General features: G+C 69.4%; 17 protein-coding genes and 2 tRNA genes. 4 read left to right on the top strand and 15 right to left on the bottom strand.

Translation table 11 applies throughout. From position 1 onward, the window contains the following. Nucleotides 1-55: 55 nt before the first annotated feature. The 7 genes from mreD to GTY47_RS37585 form a co-directional block, all read right to left on the bottom strand. Entirely contained in the window at nt 56-727 is a 672-nt protein-coding gene (gene mreD, locus GTY47_RS37615; protein ID WP_010041914.1) for a rod shape-determining protein MreD, read from the bottom strand. Between the two features lie 13 nt (nt 728-740). Continuing rightward, on the bottom strand, nt 741-1,688 hold the full coding sequence (gene mreC, locus GTY47_RS37610; protein WP_010041910.1) for a rod shape-determining protein MreC: 948 nt from the start codon (nt 1,686-1,688) through the stop codon (nt 741-743). Between the two features lie 144 nt (nt 1,689-1,832). Next, a complete protein-coding gene (locus GTY47_RS37605) occupies nt 1,833-2,852 on the bottom strand; it encodes a rod shape-determining protein (RefSeq protein WP_004001297.1) in 1,020 nt (339 codons plus the stop codon). A gap of 265 nt (nt 2,853-3,117) precedes the next feature. Continuing rightward, nucleotides 3,118-3,531: a nucleoside-diphosphate kinase gene (ndk, locus tag GTY47_RS37600; protein ID WP_010041905.1), complete on the bottom strand. Its 414-nt coding sequence runs from the start codon at nt 3,529-3,531 to the stop codon at nt 3,118-3,120. A gap of 64 nt (nt 3,532-3,595) precedes the next feature. Beyond that, the gene (locus GTY47_RS37595; RefSeq protein ID WP_010041902.1) at nt 3,596-3,952 is read right to left on the bottom strand and encodes a DUF4233 domain-containing protein; all 357 of its coding nucleotides are present in this window, start codon (nt 3,950-3,952) and stop codon (nt 3,596-3,598) included. A gap of 5 nt (nt 3,953-3,957) precedes the next feature. Further along, complete coding sequence (locus GTY47_RS37590) at nt 3,958-5,481, bottom strand: folylpolyglutamate synthase/dihydrofolate synthase family protein (RefSeq protein ID WP_010041901.1); 1,524 nt, start codon at nt 5,479-5,481, stop codon at nt 3,958-3,960. 166 nt (nt 5,482-5,647) lie between these two features. Further along, complete coding sequence (locus GTY47_RS37585; protein ID WP_010041900.1) at nt 5,648-8,272, bottom strand: valine--tRNA ligase; 2,625 nt, start codon at nt 8,270-8,272, stop codon at nt 5,648-5,650. A gap of 138 nt (nt 8,273-8,410) precedes the next feature. Between GTY47_RS37585 and GTY47_RS37580 the strand changes: the two genes are divergently transcribed. Continuing rightward, entirely contained in the window at nt 8,411-9,370 is a 960-nt protein-coding gene (locus GTY47_RS37580; RefSeq protein ID WP_010041899.1) for a hypothetical protein, read from the top strand. A gap of 59 nt (nt 9,371-9,429) precedes the next feature. Here GTY47_RS37580 and clpX read toward each other — a convergent pair whose 3' ends face one another. From clpX to GTY47_RS37555, 5 genes are all read right to left on the bottom strand, one after another. After that, nucleotides 9,430-10,716, bottom strand: a complete 1,287-nt coding sequence (gene clpX, locus GTY47_RS37575) for an ATP-dependent Clp protease ATP-binding subunit ClpX (protein ID WP_010041898.1) — start codon at nt 10,714-10,716, stop codon at nt 9,430-9,432. Between the two features lie 181 nt (nt 10,717-10,897). Then, nucleotides 10,898-11,605 (bottom strand): ATP-dependent Clp protease proteolytic subunit, encoded by a 708-nt coding sequence (locus tag GTY47_RS37570; RefSeq protein ID WP_010041897.1) that lies wholly within the window; start codon nt 11,603-11,605, stop codon nt 10,898-10,900. A gap of 110 nt (nt 11,606-11,715) precedes the next feature. After that, the gene (locus GTY47_RS37565; RefSeq protein WP_010041894.1) at nt 11,716-12,321 is read right to left on the bottom strand and encodes an ATP-dependent Clp protease proteolytic subunit; all 606 of its coding nucleotides are present in this window, start codon (nt 12,319-12,321) and stop codon (nt 11,716-11,718) included. Between the two features lie 335 nt (nt 12,322-12,656). After that, entirely contained in the window at nt 12,657-14,045 is a 1,389-nt protein-coding gene (gene tig / locus GTY47_RS37560; RefSeq protein WP_010041891.1) for a trigger factor, read from the bottom strand. A gap of 193 nt (nt 14,046-14,238) precedes the next feature. Next, a tRNA-Pro gene (locus GTY47_RS37555) sits at nt 14,239-14,315 on the bottom strand. A gap of 165 nt (nt 14,316-14,480) precedes the next feature. Between GTY47_RS37555 and GTY47_RS37550 the strand changes: the two genes are divergently transcribed. Together GTY47_RS37550 and GTY47_RS37545 are read left to right on the top strand one after the other, a co-directional pair. Then, nucleotides 14,481-14,554: transfer RNA gene (locus GTY47_RS37550), tRNA-Gly, on the top strand. Between the two features lie 82 nt (nt 14,555-14,636). Next, nucleotides 14,637-15,104: an ASCH domain-containing protein gene (locus GTY47_RS37545; RefSeq protein WP_010041889.1), complete on the top strand. Its 468-nt coding sequence runs from the start codon at nt 14,637-14,639 to the stop codon at nt 15,102-15,104. Here the strand turns inward: GTY47_RS37545 and GTY47_RS37540 are convergent. The 3 genes from GTY47_RS37540 to GTY47_RS37530 form a co-directional block, all read right to left on the bottom strand. Continuing rightward, nucleotides 15,092-15,496 carry a hypothetical protein gene (locus tag GTY47_RS37540; protein ID WP_010041888.1) on the bottom strand — a complete coding sequence of 135 codons (405 nt, stop codon included), beginning with the start codon at nt 15,494-15,496 and terminating at the stop codon, nt 15,092-15,094. The two genes, GTY47_RS37545 and GTY47_RS37540, sit on opposite strands and share 13 nt — an antisense overlap. Nucleotides 15,497-15,564: 68 nt before the next feature. Continuing rightward, nucleotides 15,565-17,937, bottom strand: a complete 2,373-nt coding sequence (locus GTY47_RS37535) for a serine/threonine-protein kinase (protein WP_010041887.1) — start codon at nt 17,935-17,937, stop codon at nt 15,565-15,567. Between the two features lie 86 nt (nt 17,938-18,023). Continuing rightward, nucleotides 18,024-18,218 (bottom strand): hypothetical protein, encoded by a 195-nt coding sequence (locus GTY47_RS37530; RefSeq protein ID WP_010041885.1) that lies wholly within the window; start codon nt 18,216-18,218, stop codon nt 18,024-18,026. Between the two features lie 622 nt (nt 18,219-18,840). Between GTY47_RS37530 and GTY47_RS37525 the strand changes: the two genes are divergently transcribed. Continuing rightward, complete coding sequence (locus GTY47_RS37525; protein ID WP_040903426.1) at nt 18,841-20,022, top strand: acyltransferase family protein; 1,182 nt, start codon at nt 18,841-18,843, stop codon at nt 20,020-20,022. Nucleotides 20,023-20,139: the final 117 nt, after the last annotated feature.

Genomic DNA, 20,139 nt, shown 5'->3' with positions numbered 1-20,139 from the left:
GCCCACGAGCCGGCGTTCCTACCGGACCGGTCCGTTCGGGTGAACTTCGCTGCGCTCACAGCCGCTTGACCCCCTTGATGCGCCCGGCCCGCGCCATCCGTGCCCGGGCCGCCTTCACCCGCAGCCCGTTCCGCTGGCTGCCGATCCTCAGGCCGGTGCCTCCGGAGAGCCAGCCGGAGGAGATGTCGGTGGCCTTGGCGGCGGAGCCGGTCTCGGCGAGCGGATCGTTCTCGGCGCGCCTGGCCAGCGCCATCACCCCGGGCACCACGAACGGGGCGAGCAGCAGGTCGTACAGGGCGGCCGTGAACAGCAGGCTGCCCAGGCCCACATGCCGGGCGGCGGTGTCACCGACGAGGGCACCGACCCCGGCGTACAGCAGGGTGGAGCCGAGGGCGGCGGCGACCACCACGACCATGGGGCCGGTCGCGGACTTCAGCCGGCCCGTCTCCGGTTTCACCAGGCCCGCGAGGTAGCCGATGACGCACAGCACGAGGGCGTAGCGCCCGGCGGCGTGATCGGCGGGCGGGGCCAGATCGGCCAGCAGGCCGGCGCCGAAACCGACGAGGGCACCACCCACATGGCCGTACACCAGGGCGAGGCCGAGGACGGTGAGGAGCATCAGGTCGGGCACGGCGCCCGGCAGATGGAGGCGGGCGAGGACGCTCACCTGGATCACCAGGGCGACGACGACCAGGGCGGAGGAGAGCAGGATCCGGTTGACGCGCATGGGGTGACAGCTCCTACTGCTCTTGCTGGTTCTGGCCGTCTGACGGTGCCTCGGCGGACGGCGTCACGGTCACCGTCACCGTCGGCCTGGGGGTCGGCTTCGGCTTGGGCGGGAGCACCGTGTCGCGCGGGTCCTTCTTCGGGGCCTCGACGACGACACCGACGATGTCGAGCTTGCTGAAGGCGGCGTACGGCGTGACGTAGAGCGTGCGGGTCAGCCCGCCGCCGGACGGGTCGACGCGGGAGACCACGCCGACGGGCACGCCCGGCACGAACGGCCGGTCGGCCTGCGAGCCGAAGGTGACCAGGCGGTCGCCCTTCTTCACCTCCGCCTTGCCGTTGAGGAGTTCCACGCGCAGCGGGCGGTCGCCCTGCCCGGAGGCGAAGCCGAGCTCGTCGCTGGCCTCCATCCGGGTGCCGACCGTGAAGTCGGGGTCGCTGGCGAGCAGGACCGTGGCGGTTTCGGGCCCGACGGTGGTGACCCGGCCGACGAGCCCGTCCCCGTTCAGGACGGTCATGTCGCGTTTGATGCCGTCGTCCGCGCCGACGTCGATGGTGATCGTCCAGGAGAAGCCCTGGGCGGCTCCGATGGCGATGACCTCGGCGCCCTTGATGCCGTACTGGCCCTGGCCGGCGATCTTCAGCATCTTGTCGAGCTGCTTGAGGCGGCTGCGACTGCGGTCGTCGCTGCCGAGCCGCGCCTTCAGGGCCGCGTTCTCCTCCTCCAGTACGGCGAGCCGGTCGTGCCGCTCGCCGGATTCCCGGATGGCGGAGACCGCGTTGCCGACCGGGTCGACCGCGGCCGACACACCACTCTCGATCGGGCCGAAGACCGTCGCCGCGGCCTGCCGGGCACCGTCGACGGGGGAATCCTCCCCACCGCGAATGTCCACCGTGATCAACGCGAACGCGATGGCGATCAGCAGCACCAGGAGCAGCCGGCTCTCTCGTGTGTCCCTCACGTGCGGCGGCCGTGCCCTTCCTCATAGGAATTCGGGAAGCCCCAGGGAAACCCGAGGGGCTGCATTGTGGGAGCTTGTGCCTCTATATCAACGATCCGCCGTACGAGAGGAGATCGTCCCGTACGGCGGAATCGAAGAGTTACGTCATCTGCGCGGCTGGGCGTCCAGAACCTGCTGGAGCGCCTCGAACTCCTCGACGCACTTGCCGGACCCGAGCGCCACGCTGTCCAGCGGATCCTCGGCGATATGGATCGGCATACCGGTCTCCCGGCGCAACCGCTCGTCCAGGCCCCGCAGCAGCGCTCCGCCGCCGGTCAGAACGATTCCTCGGTCCATGATGTCGCCGGACAGCTCCGGCGGGCATTTGTCGAGGGTCGTCTTGACGGCGTCGACGATCGCGTTGACCGGCTCCTCGATCGCCTTGCGGACTTCGGCCGCGGAGATGACGACGGTCTTCGGCAGCCCGGAGACCAGGTCCCGGCCGCGGATTTCGGTGTGCTCGTCGGAGTCCAGGTCGTACGCCGAACCGATCGTGATCTTGATCTGCTCGGCCGTCCGCTCACCCAGCAGAAGGGAGTATTCCTTCTTGATGTGCTGGATGATCGCGTTGTCCAGTTCGTCGCCCGCGACACGGATGGACTGGGCGGTGACGATGCCGCCGAGGGAGATGACCGCGACCTCCGTGGTGCCGCCGCCGATGTCGACCACCATGTTGCCCGTGGCCTCGTGGACCGGCAGGCCGGAGCCGATGGCCGCGGCCATGGGCTCCTCGATGATGTGCACCTGGCGGGCGCCGGCCTGGGACGACGCCTCGATGACGGCGCGGCGCTCGACGCCCGTGATGCCCGAGGGCACACAGACGACGACCCGCGGACGAGCCAGATACCGCCGCTTGTGGATCTTCAGGATGAAGTAGCGGAGCATCCGCTCGGTGATCTCGAAGTCGGCGATCACACCGTCCTTCAGCGGACGAACGGCAACGATGTTGCCCGGCGTGCGCCCGATCATCTTCTTCGCTTCGGCACCGACCGCGAGGATGCCACCGGTGTTGGTGTTGATCGCGACGACGGACGGCTCGTTGAGTACGATCCCGCGACCCCTGACGTACACCAGCGTGTTGGCGGTCCCGAGGTCGACAGCCATGTCACGGCCGATGAACGACATTGAGTTCCCCATCAGGATTCGTCTGGCCTTCCCACTAGCTTTTGAGGGCTTTTCAGGTAGGCAAAGGTGGGTGCTGTGACGTGAAGGCTTCCATCGTAGACGCGCCTTCGCGAACACTGCGGGAGGGTCTCCGCCATTGTCAGCAGATGCTGTGCGGGTTCGCTTGTGGAGACGGGCGTTCGGGGACCATCGTTCCCTCGATCGCCACGCATATGCCAGAAAAGTCCGGGAGCCGTGGCCCCCAGACTTCCCTCGCCGTTTCGATTCAGGCGCGACCCGGGAAGAAGATCTTCACCTCACGCTCGGCGGACTCCTCCGAGTCGGAGGCGTGGATCAGGTTCTCCCGGACGATGACGCCGTAGTCGCCACGGATGGAGCCCGGGGCCGCGGCGATCGGGTCGGTCGGGCCGGCGAGCGCGCGCAGCCCCTCGATGACCCGCTCACCCTCGACGATCATCACCACGACCGGGCCGGAGGCCATGAACTCCACCAGCGGCTCGTAGAAGGGCTTGCCCTTGTGCTCGCCGTAGTGCTGCTCCAGCGTGTCCTGGTCCAGGGTGCGCAGCTCCAGCGCGGTGATCGCCCAGCCCGCCTTGCGCTCGATGCGGCTGATGATCTCGCCGGTCAGGCCGCGACGGACGGCGTCGGGCTTGAGGAGGACGAGGGTGCGCTGGCTCACGACGGGCTCCTTTGAGTCAAGGTTTAGCGGTGGGACGAGATTACCCGGCGTGTCGGGGCGCCTGTTACGCAGCGTCAGGTGTGGAGGAGTCGGCCTGGGCCGCGAATCTCGCCTTCGCCTCGTCCACCTTCCGCCCGTAGTGCACGGACGCCCACCACAGGGCCGCGAAGACCACGCCCAGGAAGAACATCATCGGCACGGCGAAGCCCGACGCGATGAGCGCGATCTGCAACGCCCAGCCGAGCGCGACCCCGCCCGGGCGCGTCACCAGGCCGCACAGCACCAGGCACAGGAACATCGCGACACCGCTGACCGTCCACACGGTGGTCATGGACAGGTCGGGATCCTTCATGGCGACCAGGCCGGCGAAGCCGATGATGAAGAACTCGCCGATCAGGGTCGAAGAACACAGCGTACGCACGGAACTCAGCCCCTCCCCAGGAGCAGTCGGGCCTCGCCGACGGTGATGACGGAACCGGTGACGAGCACACCGCCACCCGCGAACTCGCCCTCCTCCTCGGCCAGCGTGATCGCGGCCTCCAGCGCGTCGGGCAGCCGCGGCTCGACCTGGACGCGCTCCTCGCCGAACACCTCGACGGCGATGCCGGCCAGCTCGTCGGCGTCCATCGCGCGGTGGCTGGAGTTCTGCGTGACCACGATCTCGGCGAACACCGGCTCGAAGGCCTCCAGCAGCCCCCGTACGTTCTTGTCGCCGCTCGCGCCGACGACACCGATGAGCCGGCTGAACTGGAAGGCTTCACCGATCGCCTCGGCCGCCGCTCGGGCGCCCGCCGGGTTGTGGGCGGCGTCGAGCACGACCGTCGGGGAACGCCGCACGACCTCCAGCCGGCCCGGCGAGGCGACGGCCGCGAAGGCCTTGCGGACCGTGTCGAAGTCGAGCGGCTCGGCCCGCTGCGCGCCGACGCCGAAGAACGCCTCGACGGCGGCGAGCGCGACGGCCGCGTTGTGCGCCTGGTGCGCGCCGTGCAGCGGCAGGTACACCTCCGGGTACTCGCCGCCCAGCCCGCGCAGCGTCAGCAGCTGCCCGCCGACGGCCACCTGCCGCTCCACGACACCGAACTCCAGGCCCTCCCGGGCCACGGTCGCGTCCACCTCGACGGCCTTCTTCAGCAGCACCTGCGCGGCGTCGACCGGCTGCTGCGCCATGATGACCGTCGCGCCCTGCTTGATGATGCCGGCCTTCTCCGTGGCGATCTCGGAGTGCGTGGTGCCGAGCCGGTCGGTGTGGTCGAGGTCTATGGGCGTGACGACGGCGACGTCACCGTCGATCACGTTCGTGGCGTCCCAGGAGCCGCCCATGCCGACCTCGACGACGGCGACGTCGGCGGGCGCGTCGGCGAACGCCGCGTACGCCATGCCGGTGAGCACCTCGAAGAAGGACAGCCGGTAGTCCTGCTGCGCGTCGACCATCTCGACGTACGGCTTGATGTCCTGGTACGTCTCGATGAACCGCTCGGCGGAGATCGGGGCGCCGTCCAGGCTGATGCGCTCGGTGATCGACTGCACGTGCGGCGAGGTGTAGCGGCCGGTGCGCAGCTCGAAGGCGCCGAGCAGGGCCTCGATCATGCGGGCCGTGGAGGTCTTGCCGTTGGTCCCCGTGATGTGGATCGACGGGTACGACCGCTGCGGCTCCCCCAGCACGTCCATCAGCGCGGCGATCCGGCTGACGGAGGGCTCCAGCTTGGTCTCGCCCCAGCGCGTGGCGAGCTCCGCCTCGACCTCGCGCAGGGCCTTGTCGACCTCGGGGTCGGCGGGCCGGGTCGGGATGTCGGCGTCGGGCGGTCCGCCCTGGGTGCGCAGGGTTCGGCTGCCGGCTTCGATGACGGCGAGGTCGGGATCGCGGGTGGTCTCCTCCGCGATGATCTCGTCGAAGCTGTCGAGGGGGTCGGGCTGGTCGTCGGCGTTGTGGTCTGGAGGGAGCTCGCTCACGGGGCCCAGTCTACGGAGCGGCTGTGACATCGGTCGGGGGTGGTTTGTGTCGTCCTTTCCGTGCGGGTTGTGTGTGGCTTGTCGCGCAGTTCCCCGCGCCCCTGAAAGAGACGCGTGAAGGCCCCGGCGCCGACAAGCACCGGGGCCTTCACGACCGTACGAACCCCTACCCCTGCGGCAGCCTCTCCAGCTGCGCCTGGATCCGGGCGATGTCCTCCTCCGCCTTGGCGAGGCGGGTGCGGATCTTGTCCACGACGTGGTCGGGGGCCTTCGCCAGGAACGCCTCGTTGCCGAGCTTGGCGTTCGCCTGCGCCTTCTCCTTCTCCGCCGCCGCGAGGTCCTTCGCGAGACGCTTGCGCTCCGCCGCCACGTCGATCGTGCCGGACAGGTCGAGGGCGACCTCCGCGCCCGCGACCGGGAGGGTCGCCGTGGCCGTGAAGGCGTCGCCCTCCGGCTGGAGCCGGAGCAGCTGGCGGATGGCGGCCTCGTGCGTCGCGAACGGCGTGCCGTCCAGCGTCAGCCGGGCCGGAACCCGCTGGCCGGGCTGCAGGCCCTGGTCGGCGCGGAAGCGGCGGACCTCGGTGATGACCGACTGCAGGCTCTCGATCTCACGCTCGGCGCCGGCGTCCCGGAAGCCGCTGTCCTTCGGCCAGTCGGCGATGACGACCGACTCGCCGCCGGTGAGGGTGGTCCACAGGGTCTCGGTGACGAAGGGGACCACCGGGTGCAGCAGCTTCAGCGTGACGTCGAGGACCTCACCGAGGACGCGCTTGCTGACCTCGGCCGCCTCGCCGCCCGCCTGGAACGTCGTCTTGGACAGCTCGACGTACCAGTCGAAGACCTCGTCCCACGCGAAGTGGAACAGGGAGTCGGACAGCTTCGCGAACTGGTAGTCGTCGTAGAACGCGTCGACTTCCGCGACGACCGTGTTCAGACGGGAGAGGATCCAGCGGTCCGTCGCGGACATCTTCGACGGATCCGGCAGCGGGCCGTCCACCGTCGCGCCGTTCATCATCGCGAAGCGCGTCGCGTTCCAGATCTTGTTGGCGAAGTTGCGGGAGCCCTGCACCCAGTCCTCGCCGATCGGGACGTCGACGCCCGGGTTCGCGCCACGGGCCAGAGTGAACCTGAGCGCGTCCGAGCCGTACTTGTCCATCCAGTCCAGCGGATTGACCGCGTTGCCGAAGGACTTCGACATCTTCTTGCCGAACTGGTCGCGGACCATGCCGTGCAGGGCGATGGTGTGGAACGGCGGGGTGCCGTCCATCGCGTACAGGCCGAACATCATCATCCGGGCGACCCAGAAGAAGAGGATGTCGTAGCCGGTGACCAGGACGGAGTTCGGGTAGAACTTCGCGAGCGACTCGGTCTGCTCGGGCCAGCCGAGCGTGGAGAACGGCCACAGGCCGGAGGAGAACCAGGTGTCGAGGACGTCGGTGTCCTGACGCCAGCCCTCGCCGCTCGGCGGCTCCTCGTCGGGGCCGACGCAGACGACCTCGCCGTTCGGGCCGTACCAGACCGGGATGCGGTGGCCCCACCACAACTGCCGCGAGATGCACCAGTCGTGGAGGTTGTCGACCCAGTCGAAGTAGCGCTTCTCCATCTCCTGCGGGTGGATCTTGACGCGCCCGTCACGGACGGCGTCACCGGCCGCCTTCGCCAGCGGGCCGACCTTGACCCACCACTGCATGGACAGCCGCGGCTCGATGGTGGTCTTGCAGCGCGAGCAGTGGCCGACGGAGTGGACGTACGGCCGCTTCTCCGCGACGATCCGGCCCTCGGCGCGCAGCGCGGCGACGATGGCGGAGCGGGCCTCCAGGCGGTCCTGGCCCTGGAAGGGGCCGTGAGCGGTGATCACGGCATGCTCGTCCATGATCGTCAGGGCCGGGAGGTCGTGGCGCTGGCCGATCTCGAAGTCGTTCGGGTCGTGCGCCGGGGTGACCTTGACGGCACCCGTGCCGAACTCCGGGTCGACGTGCTCGTCCGCGACGACCGGGATGGAGCGGTCGGTCAGCGGCAGCTTGACCAGCTTGCCGACCAGGTGCTTGTACCGCTCGTCCTCGGGGTGAACGGCGACGGCCGTGTCACCGAGCATCGTCTCGGCGCGGGTGGTGGCGACGACGATGGTGTCGTCCCCGTCGCCGTACTTCATGGAGACGAGCTCGCCGTCGTCGTCCTGGTACTCGACCTCGATGTCCGAGATGGCGGTCAGGCACCGGGGGCACCAGTTGATGATGCGCTCGGCGCGGTAGATCAGCTCGTCGTCGTAGAGCCGCTTGAAGATGGTCTGGACGGCCTGGGAGAGGCCCTCGTCCATCGTGAAGCGCTCGCGCGACCAGGCGACGCCGTCACCGAGGCGCCGCATCTGGCCGCTGATCTGCCCGCCGGACTCGCCCTTCCACTGCCAGACCCGCTCGACGAAGGCCTCACGGCCCAGGTCGTGCCGGGACTTGCCCTCCTTGGCGAGCTCGCGCTCGACGACGTTCTGCGTGGCGATACCGGCGTGGTCCATGCCGGGCTGCCACAGCGTCTCGTACCCCTGCATCCGCTTACGGCGGGTCAGGGCGTCGATGAGCGTGTGCTCGAAGGCGTGCCCGAGGTGCAGGCTGCCCGTGACGTTCGGCGGCGGGATGACGATCGTGTACGGCGGCTTGTCGCTCTTCTCGTCCGCCTCGAAGTAACCCCGCTCCACCCAGCGCTCGTACAGCGGCCCCTCTACGTCGGCCGGCGCGTACTGGGTCGGCAGGTCGGTGCTGGGCGCTGGTGGCTGCTGCTGAGCGTTCTCGGTCACGGGGGTCAGTTTAGAGGTGTCACTCCCCCGTCCCGAAACGCGTTTGCTTTGTAACGGTGGGGGCCCCGATGCCATGCACACGACGGGTCTGCGCCAGGATGTCTCGAACGCATAAGCATCTGGAGGGGAACCCAGAACATGAGCTACAACCAGCCGGGCCCGTACGGCGGGCAGCCCCAGCAGCCCGGACCGTACGGCCAGCCCGGTCCGTACGGCCAGCCGCCGCAGGCACCCCAGCCCGGCTACGGCTACCCCCAGCAGGCCCCTCCGCCCCAGCCCGGGTACGGCTACCCGCAGCAGCCCCCGCAGGGCGTCCCGCCCCAGCCGAACCCCTACGGCCAGCAGCCCCCGTACGGCCAGCAGCCGCCCTACGGCCAGGCCCCGTACGGCGTCCCCCAGCCCCCGGCCCCGGGCGGCGGCAAGAAGAAGACGGGCATCGTCATCGGCGCGGTGGCGGTCGTCGCGGCGATCGGCGTGGGCGCGTACTTCGTGATCGGCGGGGGCGGAGGCGCGGGGTCCCTGGAGGACGACGGACCGCACAAGCTCACGACGCCGGCGACGGTGCTCAGCGACTACAAGCGCATCACCAAGGACGGGCAGACCGCCGGCGACGACTCGACGTCGGAGCTGGAGAAGAGCGGCGTCAAGAACGCCAAGTCCGCGGCGGGCCAGTACTCCACGGTGGACCTGAGCGACTACGACCCCGACGATCCGTCGTCCGCGGCGAAGATGGCGACGGCCAAGACGCTGTCGGTGGCCGGTGCCTACGGTGAGATCTCCGACCCTGAGGCGACTCTGGACCTGTTCTTCGCCAACTTCAAGAAGTCGGCCGAGAAGGAGTCCGCCACCGGGTCCGGCAAGCCCGAGCTGGTCGGCGAGCCCGAGGCGGCGGACCTCGACGGTGCGGTCATGAAGTGCCAGTCGGTCAAGGGGCAGGACCGGCTGACGAAGAAGGAGAAGACCAACTGGTTCTGCGCGTGGGCCGACTACAGCACGATCGCCGTCGTGTCGCCGGGTGACGCGGCGCAGGGCGTCACCAAGGACGTGGCGATCGACATCACGACCAAGGCCCGCAAGGAAGTCCGCGTCAAGGCCTGACGCGGCAACGACGAAGGCGCCCGGCAGAAGTGCCGGGCGCCCACGCGTGCAGTGGGTGACTACGCCGTCTTCTGCTCGCCCGGCCCGCGCCCCCGCGCGTCGCGCGGAATCAGCGTCGGGTTCACGTTCGACTGGACGACGTCCGCCGTGATGACGACCCGGGCCACGTCCTTGCGGGACGGGACCTCGTACATCACGCCCTGGAGGACCTCCTCCATGATGGCGCGCAGCCCTCGCGCGCCCGTCTGGCGGAGGATGGCCTGGTCCGCGATGGCTTCGAGGGCCTCGCGCTCGAAGTCCAGCTCCACGCCGTCGAGTTCGAAGAGGCGCTGGTACTGCTTGACGAGCGCGTTGCGCGGCTCGACGAGGATCTGGAGCAGGGCCTCACGGTCGAGGTTGTGGACCGAGGTGATGACGGGGAGGCGGCCGATGAACTCGGGGATCATGCCGAACTTGACCAGGTCCTCCGGCATGACCTCCTGGAACTGGTCCTTGGACTCCATCTCGCGCTTGGAGCGGATCTGCGCCCCGAAGCCGATCCCCTTGGCGCCGGCGCGGGACTCGATGATCTTCTCCAGGCCGGCGAAGGCACCGCCCACGATGAACAGCACGTTCGTCGTGTCGATCTGGATGAACTCCTGGTGGGGGTGTTTGCGGCCGCCCTGCGGCGGGACCGAGGCCGTGGTGCCCTCCAGGATCTTCAGCAGGGCCTGCTGGACGCCCTCGCCCGAGACGTCGCGCGTGATCGAGGGGTTTTCACTCTTCCTCGCGACCTTGTCGATCTCGTCGATGTAGATGATCCCGGTCTCGGCCTTCTTGACGTCGTAGTCGGCGGCCTGGATCAGCTTGAGGAGGATGTTCTCGACGTCCTCGCCGACGTAGCCGGCCTCCGTCAGGGCCGTGGCGTCCGCGATCGCGAAGGGGACGTTGAGCATCCGCGCGAGGGTCTGCGCGAGGAGGGTCTTGCCGGAGCCCGTGGGGCCGAGGAGGAGGATGTTGGACTTCGCCAACTCGATGGCGTCGTCGCGGCCGTTCGCCCCGCCGTTCTCGCCGGCCTGGACCCGCTTGTAGTGGTTGTAGACCGCGACGGAGAGGGCCTTCTTGGCGGCCTCCTGGCCGACCACGTAGCCCTCGAGGAACTCGTAGATCTCGCGGGGCTTCGGGAGCTCCTCCCAGCGGACCTCGCTGGTCTCGGCCAGCTCCTCCTCGATGATCTCGTTGCAGAGGTCGATGCACTCGTCGCAGATGTACACACCGGGCCCTGCGATGAGCTTCTTGACCTGCTTCTGGCTCTTGCCGCAGAACGAGCACTTGAGCAGATCGCCGCCGTCACCGATGCGTGCCACGGTGTGCTTCCCCTTCGCCTGGGAGACTCCTGGACGCCGACGTCCAGCGGACTCCTGGTGCTGCCTTATGTCCGACGGTACCTTGCCGGGCCCCCCGTTCGGGCCCCCCTTGGCGCGGTTCACTTTGACGTGGACCGTGCCAAACCGTGCCAAGGGGCGGCAGACGATACAGCCTCTCGCCTCAGCGCAGGCTCGAGTTGTCCATCTTCCGGGTGGTGATGATCTGGTCGATCAGCCCGTAGTTCAGCGCGTCCTCGGCCGTGAGGATCTTGTCGCGCTCGATGTCCTCGCGGATCTTGTCGATCGACTGGGTGGAGTGCTTGGCCAGCATCTCCTCCAGCTGCGTGCGCATCCGGAGGATCTCGTTGGCGGCGATCTCCAGGTCGGACACCTGGCCGCGGCCGGTCTCGCTGTACGGCTGGTGGATCAGCACGCGGGCGTTCGGCAGGGCCATGCGCTTGCCCGGGGTGCCGGCGGCCAGCAGGACGGCGGCGGCGGAGGCCGCCTGGCCCATGCAGACCGTCTGGATGTCCGGCTTCACGTACTGCATCGTGTCGTAGATCGCAGTGAGCGCCGTGAAGGAGCCGCCGGGGCTGTTGATGTAGACCGAGATGTCACGGTCGGGGTCCATCGACTCCAGGCACAGCAGCTGCGCCATGACGTCGTTGGCGGAGGCGTCGTCGATCTGGACGCCGAGGAAGATCACGCGCTCCTCGAAGAGCTTCGCGTACGGGTCGTACTCGCGGATGCCCTGGGAGGTGCGCTCGACGAAGCGCGGGATGACGTAGCGGGACTCGGCCTGCGGGCCGGTGTACTCGCCCTGAGCGGCGCGCATGTCCTGCACGGCGTGCATACGGTCGTAGATCCCGCTGCCGGGGAACTGGTTCACGGTGTCTCCTGAAAAGGGCTGAGGCGGTCGGCTGGGGCTGTCTGGGGGTCGCTGGGGCCCGGGAGGGCTCCGTGGGCCTCACGGGGCGCCACAGGCCCCGTGGGACCCTCTCAGGCCCCGGTGCCGCCGCCGCCCGGCATGCCGGCGGCCGTGGGCATGACGTCGTCGATGAGGCCGTACTCCTTGGCCTCGAACGCGTCGAACCAGCGGTCGCGGTCCGAGTCGCGGGTGATCTGCTCGACCGTCTGGCCCGTGTGCTGGGCGGTGAGCTCGGCCATGCGCTTCTTGGTGTGCAGCAGCCGCTCGGCGTGGATCTTGATGTCGGAGGCGGAGCCCGCCAGGCCGGCGGAGGGCTGGTGGATCAGGATCTCGGCGTTCGGCAGCGCGAAGCGCTTGCCGGGGGTGCCCGCGCTGAGCAGGAACTGTCCCATCGAGGCCGCGAGGCCCATGGCGATCGTCACCACGTCGTTCTTGATGTACTGCATGGTGTCGTAGATCGCCATACCGGCCGTGATCGAACCGCCGGGGCTGTTGATGTACAGGTAGATGTCCTTGTCCGGTTCGGCGGCAAGGAGCAGCAGCTGTGCGGTGATCTTGTTCGCGATGTCGTCGTCGACCGGCTGGCCGAGGAAGATGATCCGCTCGTTGAGCAGCCGGTTGTAGACCTGGTCGCCGAGGCCACCACCGATGGAAGGCTCGCCGGCGGCTGAAGGCATCAGATTCGTCACGTATCCACCTGCTCGTCTTACGACGGCGCCGGGCCGTCTCACGTGTTCCCTGCGGGGCGGGAGCCGTTCGGAGACTCCACTGCCCTGGTATTCATGGACCCTAACGCGCGGGTCCCTTCGGGGAATCCCGGAGATGGGAGTGTTCGCCGGGGGCGTAGCGCTGCGCGGGATCGCCGGGGGTGGTTTCCGTCCGTGTGCGACCGCGGGCCCGTCGTGATCGATCGCGCAGTTCCCCGCGCCCCTGGGCCGCGACGCCAACGGGCCCCGAGAGGCACTGTGTGTCTCGGGGCCCGTCCTTACGGCGTTACGCGGTGCCCGGGGGCTCAGCCCTCGGTCTTCTCCTCGGCGGACTCGGCCGGGGTCTCCTCGGCGGCGGCCTCGGTGGCCTCGGACTCCTCGTCCTCGTCGTCGAGGTCGATGATCTCGCCGTTGGTGTCCTTGACCGTGGCCTTCTCGACCACGACGGCCAGGGCCTTGCCGCGGGCGACCTCGCCGACCAGGAGCGGAACCTGGCCGCCCTCGACGACGGCCTGGGCGAACTGGTCGGGGGACATGCCGGAGGAGGCCGCACGCCGCATGAGGTGCTCGGTGAGCTCCTCCTGGTTGACGTTGAGCTTCTCCTGCTTGACGAGCTCGTCGAGGACGAACTGGGTCTTGATGCCCTTGACCGCGGCCTCGCGGGTCTCGGTCTCGAACTCCTCCTCGCTCTTGCCCTGGATCTCCAGGTACTTCGCGAGGTCGAGACCCATCTGGCCGAGCTGGTGGTGCTCGAGGTTGTGCTTGCGCGTGTTGACCTCGTCCTCGAGCAGCTTCTCGGGGACCGGGACCTCGACCAGCTCGAGCAGCTTCTCCAGGACGCGCTCCTGGGCCTGCGTGGCCTGGTCGTACTGCTTCATGTTCTCGAGGCGCTTGCGGCTGTCGGCGCGCAGCTCCTCGATGGTGTCGAACTCGGAGGCGAGCTGCGCGAACTCGTCGTCCAGCTCGGGCAGTTCACGCTTGGCGACCTGGGTGACCTTGACGGTGACCTCGGCCTCCTTGCCGGCGGCGGAGCCGCCCTTGAGCTCGGAGGTGAAGGTGGCCTCGCCACCGGCCTCCAGGCCCTTCACGGCGTCGTCGATGCCGTCCAGCAGCTCGCCGGAGCCGATGGTGTAGGAGACGCCGTTCGCGACGCCGTCCTCGAGGACCTCGCCCTCGACCTTGGCCTCCAGGTCGATCGTCACGACGTCGCCGTCCTCGGCGGCACGCTCGACCGGGGCGGTGGAGGCGAAGCGCTCGCGGAGCTCCTCGACCGCCTTGTCGACGTCCTCCTCGGTGACCTCGACGGCGTCGACCTCGACCTCGATGCCGGAGTAGTCCGGGATCTCGATCGCGGGGCGGATGTCGACCTCGGCGGTGAAGTTCAGCGTCTCGCCGTCCTTCAGCTCCGTGATGTCGACCTCGGGCTGGCCCAGGGGGCTCAGCTCGGCCTCGTTGACCGCGTCGGTGTAGAACTTCGGCAGCGCGTCGTTGACGGCCTCCTCCAGCACCGCACCGCGGCCGAACCGCTGGTCGATGACCCGGGCCGGGACCTTGCCCTTGCGGAAGCCCTTCACCGTGACCTGCTGGTTGATCTTCTTGTACGCCGCGTCGAGGCTGTCCTTGAGCTCCTCGAAGGGCACCTCGACAGTGAGCCGAACCCGAGTCGGGTTCAGGGTCTCCACGGCGCTCTTCACGGTTCGGTCTCCTTGTGGCTGACTTCTTGGGTTCTGCCGGTGCCAGAGCGGCCCGGCGGATTTCGCCGCCCGGAGGACTTCAGACGATGAGACACACGGGCGTGCAGCTTGCATAGTAACGGCAGCGACTACACCGCCCAAAAGGCGATCACGGGAGTGATCAGGAGACGATCACGCGAGGTGACCGGATGGCTGGTCGGGGTGGCGGGATTTGAACCCACGGCCTTCCGCTCCCAAAGCGGACGCGCTACCAAGCTGCGCCACACCCCGTCTGGTGCGACACGTAGGGTACATGCCGCCAGGCGGTGTGGCCGCCGCATTTCCACAGGGCCGGTGCCGCGTCGGCCACGGCGGGAATGCGGTGTGCGACGGACGGGCCCGACCCGCTACGATGCCTTCAGTGCCGCGGTCACTCCGACCTGCGGCGCGCGCTGTGCGGGCGTAGCTCAATGGTAGAGCCCTAGTCTTCCAAACTAGCTACGCGGGTTCGATTCCCGTCGCCCGCTCCATACGGCTCAGGGCCAGGTCAGAGGATCATTCCTCCGCCTGGCCCTGATCGTTTGCCAGGGGGCGTGTCGTTACGGTGACCGCATGACGCCCGACTCCATCGCACCCGCAGACATCGCGTCGATGCCCAGGATCGAGTTCGCTTTCCCCGGCCCGCTGCGCGACCAGCTCGTCGCAGCCATCCTCAACGGTTCGAAGACCTCCACGACCGGACTCGTCGTCGACTACGAGCATGAGGGAGAGCCGCTGCCGGAAGTCGGGAACCGTTCGGTGGTCGTCGACTCGGACCAGCGTCCGGTAGCGGTTGTCGAGGTGACCAGCGTGCGTGTCGTCCCCCTCGCGCAGGTGGATCTCGCGCACGTGACGGATGAGGGGGAAGGGCACACGAGCGTAGCCGAGTGGCGCGAAGGCCACGAGCGGTTCTGGCACAGCGAGGAGATGCGTGCGGCCTTGGGGGACCCCGGCTTCACCGTCGACGACACGACGCCGGCGGTTCTGGAACGTTTCCGCCTGGTCGCCGACCTTCGCCCCTCCGACGATCAGGTCAGGTAGAAGCCGGCGTCCTCTTCGGACGGCGTCAGGGGCGCGTACTGCCTCAGTTCGCCGCCCCGGATCATCCACAGGCGGAAGAACGATTCCTCCTGGTCCATGACGAGGAGCTGCACCACGTTCGGCTCCCGCCACGGCGTCTCGGCGACCCGCTTCCTGAGCGCGTCGAGGTCGCAGTGGTTGAGAGCACCCGCCCACACCCGGCACTCGGGCCACTTCCAGCCACCCCATCCGGGGTCCTGGTCGGTGAGGAGGTTGAGGTCGCCGACGCCGACGCCGGAGGCGTCCGGCCGGCCGCGATGCGGAGCCTCGTCGCTCAGCCAGGCGCTCAGCGCCTCGACGTTGGCCCGGTCGGCGTCGGCGGCCGAGATCATCACATTGGCAACCCAGCTCATGGCGCTCGTTCTATCTCGCCGGCGCTCGACCGGTCGAGCGATTTCGGGCTGAGCCGACGGCCGGGGGTTCACAGGTCGCGTACGTCGACCGTGTAGACCGAGCGCTCTCCGTACGGGATGTACAGGGCGTCGCCGACCAGGGTGAGGGGTGCGCCGGTGGTGTTGTCGGGCTCGCCGCTGTCGTCGCGGCCGGTGCGGGTGCCTTCCACCTTGCCGGTGCCGACGCTCAGGGCCGCCACCCGGCCGCTGGGGGACGCGAAGTACACGTGCGTGGCGGAGGCGGTCGGGGGCCCTTGCTGCTCGACGGTGGAGTTGCTGACCCAGCGGGTCCGGCCCGTGCGGGGGGAGACCGCGCTGACGCCGCCGCTGCCGCGGGTGAGGTAGACGGTCCCGCGGACGAGGTACGCGGCAGATGCGTCGGACAGTGTGCCGGAGAGCCGCAGGGTCGTGAGGGCGCGCGAGGAGAGGTCGATCCGGGTCAGGCCGGAACCGGGCGCATGGGCGTCCGCCAGCACCAGCCGGTTCCCGTCCCGGCCGAGCATGTCCAGGGCGCCCTTCGCCTCGACCGTCCAGCGCGGCTCGCCGGTGGCCGCGCCGAGCTGGGAGACGCTGGTGCGGGCGGTGCCGTTCGTCCGGTCCCCGTCGGTGCAGATCAGGTAGGCCCGGCGGTCCGCGGCGCGCAGTCGGCAGCCCTCTCGGGCCTGCGGCTGCGGGCGCTTCCAGAGGACCTTGCCGGTGTCGGCGGCCAGCAGCGCGTACTGGTCGCCCTGGCCGCCGTAGAAGGTGACGACACCTTCCGGGACGGCCACGGCGCTTCCCTGCTCCCGGTCGGGGGCGCTCGCCATCTGGCCGTCGGCCGTCTCGGTCCGCCACAGGACCTCGCCGGTGCCGGCGGCCAGGGCGGCGACGCTGTAGGTGAACAGCGGGCCGGCGCCGTCGGCCATCTGCCGTTCGTCCGCCTGGTAGGCGTAGACGCGGTCCCGGCTCGTGCCGATGATCCCGCCCGGGGAGTTGGACACGCCGTCCGGCGCCGTGGGGTCGACGAACCGGGTCCATGTGGGGCCACCGTCGGCCAGATCGAAGCGGGTCGCCATGATCTGGGCTCCGGCGCACACCAGGGACGTGTCCACGGCCGCGCAGCGCCGGAAGGAGGAGTCACCCGGGAGCATCCGGCCCCCCTCCGGGCCCTTCGCCCGGGCGGCCCAGGGCTTCCAGCCCTCGGGAAGATCGGCGGGCGCCGCCTCGGACGAGGGGGCGCGGTCGCCGTCGGGGATGAGGGCCATGGTGGTGGTGACGAGCGCGGCGAGCACGACGGCCGCGGCGGCCGAGACCAGCATCAGGCCGTGCCTGCGGCGCCTGCGGACGCGCTCGGCGTCGGGCGCCGGTGCCGCGGCCGGATCGTGCGGCGGTTCGTGCTGCTCGGCCGGGGTCCTGTCGAGGCGGCGATGCGGGGCCTCGCCCGGCTCGGTGTCCGTCCGGTCGGACACGAGCGGGGGGCGCACGGCTTCCGCCCGGTCCGTGCGCGCGGCGTCGGGCCATACCGTCCCGGCGGGCTCGGTCGGCCGTGCGCCCGGCCCCGGTCGCAGGGTCCGGGGTGACCCGGTGGCGGGCAGGGGGTGGCCGGCGGGGGCGCTGCCCTCGCGGAGCAGGGTGAGCAGGTCTGCCGCGGTCGGGCGGGACTTGTGGTGCTTCTTCAGGCAGAGGCGGATGACGGGGAGCATTTCGTCCGGTACGCCGGAGAGTTCCGGCTCGCCCTCGACGACCCGCAGAGCCGTCTCGTAGGGGCTCGGGCTGTCGAAGGGGCCGCGACGGGTGGCGGCGTAGGCGAGGACCGAGCCGAGGGAGAAGACGTCGGCGGCCGGGCCGACGTCCTGGGGGGACGCGAACTGTTCCGGGGACATGAAGGGCGGTGTGCCCATGACCCGGCCGGTCTGGGTGAGGACGTCGGAGGCGGCGAACTCGGCGGCGCGGGAGATGCCGAAGTCGATGACGCGGGGGCCGTCGTCGGCGAGCATCACGTTGGCCGGCTTCAGGTCGCGGTGGACGACTCCGGCGCGGTGCATGTCGCGCAGCGCCTCGGCGAGCCCTGCGGCGAGTTCGCGCAGGCGGGGCAGGGGGAGCGGGCCGTGCTCGCGGACGTGGGTGCCGAGGTCCGCGCCCGGAATGTAGAGGGTGGCCATCCAGGGGCGCATCGCGTCGGCGTCCGCGTCCACGACAGGGGCCGTGAAGGCGCCGCTGACCTGGCGGGCGGCTGCCACCTCGCGGCGGAACCGGGCGCGGAACTCGTCGTCGTCGGCGTACTGACCGTGGACGACCTTGATCGCGAGGGGCCGGCCGGAGGCCGAACGGGCCAGGTAGACCACACCCATGCCGCCGGAGCCGAGGCGGTCCTCGATGCGGTAGCCACCCACCTCGGCCGGGTCGGAGTCGCGCAGCGCCATCCCCGTACGTTCCCCCCGTCACGCACTGTCCCCTGGTCGGGGAGGAGCGTATCCCCACGCTCCTCGGGCCGGCGGCACCGGCCCGGTCAGAAGCTGATGGAGTTGATGGTCTCCGCTATCGAGTTGAGGAACCGGTTGATGGACGGGGCCATGCCGGTCGAGGCGAGGAAGAAGCCGAAGAGGATCGCCACGATCGCGGGTCCTGCCTTGATGGATCCCCCTCTCAGCAACACCACAAGGATGATCGCCAACAGCAGCACCACAGACAGTGAAATGGCCACAACTGATCACACCCTCGGTCGGTCCGCTCTCCCGGCCCGGGGACGCGACCACGCGCACCCCGCCAGAACCATCGTGCCACCAACCCGGCCGGGCTATGCGGCCCGTGACACATCGACCACCTCACTCGTGTCCGGACCGGGTGCGCCGCTCGGGGCCACGGGCCGAACGGCTGTGACTCGTACGACAATTCGATGGGCCACCCGCACAGGGAATTCGACCGCATCGTTTCCGTGTCCACACAACGCGTTCGCAGCTAATTCGAATTACCCTCGCAAGTTCCTCAACGGCCCTGCGGTCAGGCATCGGAGAGGCACGGAAGTGGACATTCCGCCGGAGTCGCCTGCTGGTCTTATGCACCGCTTAGTCCGGAAGTATCACGACAAGCAGGGTGGGTGTGATGAACACAGTCCGCCGTCCGGTGATGTGTTGGCCATCACTCCGACAAGGACGTCAACTACCTGAAATCCGGGGTACCCACAGTGAATAGCCGGGATTCACATCCGGCGTTTTACGAATAGCCGCTGGGAACGCTAGGGTGCCTCAGATGTTCCACGCTGCCTCGTCCCCCGCAAGCGCAGCGAGGTCCCGGATCGTCTCCCCGAGCTCCTGGTGGGAGGGTCTGTGACGAACTCGCTGCGACCGAACGGCGACCGCAGGGCGCCACTTCCCCCGGCACAGTCCTCTGCCGACGGAGTGCCGAGCCCGCGCTCGCCGCAGAGCCCCCAGAAGAAGCAGAACGGCAAGCAGCGCGACGCGTTCTTCGACAACGCCAAGTACCTCGCGATCGTGCTGGTGGCCATGGGCCACGCCTGGGAACCGCTCAAGGGCGACAGCCGGGTACTCGAGGCCGCGTACCAGGTCGTCTACGCGTTCCACATGCCGGCGTTCATCATCATCTCCGGCTACTTCTCGCGCAGTTTCGACATGCGGCCCGACCGGCTCAAGCGCCTCATCACCGGCGTGGCCGTGCCGTACATCGTCTTCGAGACGGCCTACCCGCTCTTCAAGCGGTTCATCGACAACGACCCGCACCAGGAGATCAGCCTCCTCGACCCCTGGTACCTGACCTGGTTCCTGTGCGCGCTGTTCATCTGGCGGCTCACCACCCCCATCTGGAAGATGGCGCGCTGGCCGCTGCCGCTCGCGCTCGGCCTCGCGATGCTGGCGACCGTCAGCCCGGAGATCGGTGACGACCTCGACCTCCAGCGGGTGCTCCAGTTCCTGCCGTTCTTCGTGCTGGGCCTGGTGATGAAGCCCGAGCACTTCCACATGGTGCGCCGCCGCTCCGTGCGGATCGCCTCGGTGCCCGTGTTCGCCGCCGCGCTTGTCTTCAGCTGGTGGGCCGTGCCGCGCATGAACACCGCGTGGTTCTACCACCGGGACGCCGCGCAGGAGCTGGGCGCGCCGTGGTGGACCGGCCCGGTCATGGTGCTCGCGATGTTCGGCTGCTCCCTGGTGCTGACCGCCTGCTTCTTCGCCTGGGTGCCGCGCCGCCACATGTGGTTCACCGCGCTCGGCGCCGGCACGCTCTACGGCTACCTGCTGCACGGCTTCCTGGTGAAGGCCGGCGACTACCAGGGCTGGTTCGAGCCGACGTGGATGCACCAGCCGCTCGGTGAGATCGCCGTGACCGTCGCCGCGGCGGCCGTCGTGACGGCGCTGTGCACCAAGCCGGTGCGGCGGGTCTTCCGGTTCGCGATGGAGCCGAAGATGGAGTGGGCCTTCAAGCGGGACGCGGCCGAGGTGGCCCGTGAGCGCCAGAGCGCCGAGCGGCGCGAGCGCGAGAAGGCAACCGTGGGCTGACCGCCCGTGAACGCACGCCCAAGGGCCCGTACTCATCGCGAGTACGGGCCCTTGCGCTGTCTCGGTGTCCCGGCCGGGGACTAGGGCCTGTCGTTTGGATCAGGTCGCAGGGAAGTG

It is taken from the genome of Streptomyces sp. SID5464, from assembly GCF_009862985.1.
Taxonomy (GTDB): domain Bacteria; phylum Actinomycetota; class Actinomycetes; order Streptomycetales; family Streptomycetaceae; genus Streptomyces; species Streptomyces chartreusis_D.
This window is presented reverse-complemented; position numbering and strand designations above follow the sequence as displayed.

Bases quoted from the DNA above. Each gene is read 5' to 3' on its own strand.
- mreD (WP_010041914.1), bottom strand. From the start codon at position 727: ATGCGCGTCAACCGGATCCTGCTCTCCTCCGCCCTGGTCGTCGTCGCC.
- GTY47_RS37605 (WP_004001297.1), bottom strand. From the start codon at position 2,852: ATGTCGTTCATCGGCCGTGACATGGCTGTCGACCTCGGGACCGCCAAC.
- GTY47_RS37580 (WP_010041899.1), top strand. From the start codon at position 8,411: ATGAGCTACAACCAGCCGGGCCCGTACGGCGGGCAGCCCCAGCAGCCC.
- GTY47_RS37565 (WP_010041894.1), bottom strand. From the start codon at position 12,321: ATGCCTTCAGCCGCCGGCGAGCCTTCCATCGGTGGTGGCCTCGGCGAC.
- GTY47_RS37545 (WP_010041889.1), top strand. From the start codon at position 14,637: ATGACGCCCGACTCCATCGCACCCGCAGACATCGCGTCGATGCCCAGG.
- GTY47_RS37540 (WP_010041888.1), bottom strand. From the start codon at position 15,496: ATGAGCTGGGTTGCCAATGTGATGATCTCGGCCGCCGACGCCGACCGG.
- GTY47_RS37535 (WP_010041887.1), bottom strand. From the start codon at position 17,937: ATGGCGCTGCGCGACTCCGACCCGGCCGAGGTGGGTGGCTACCGCATC.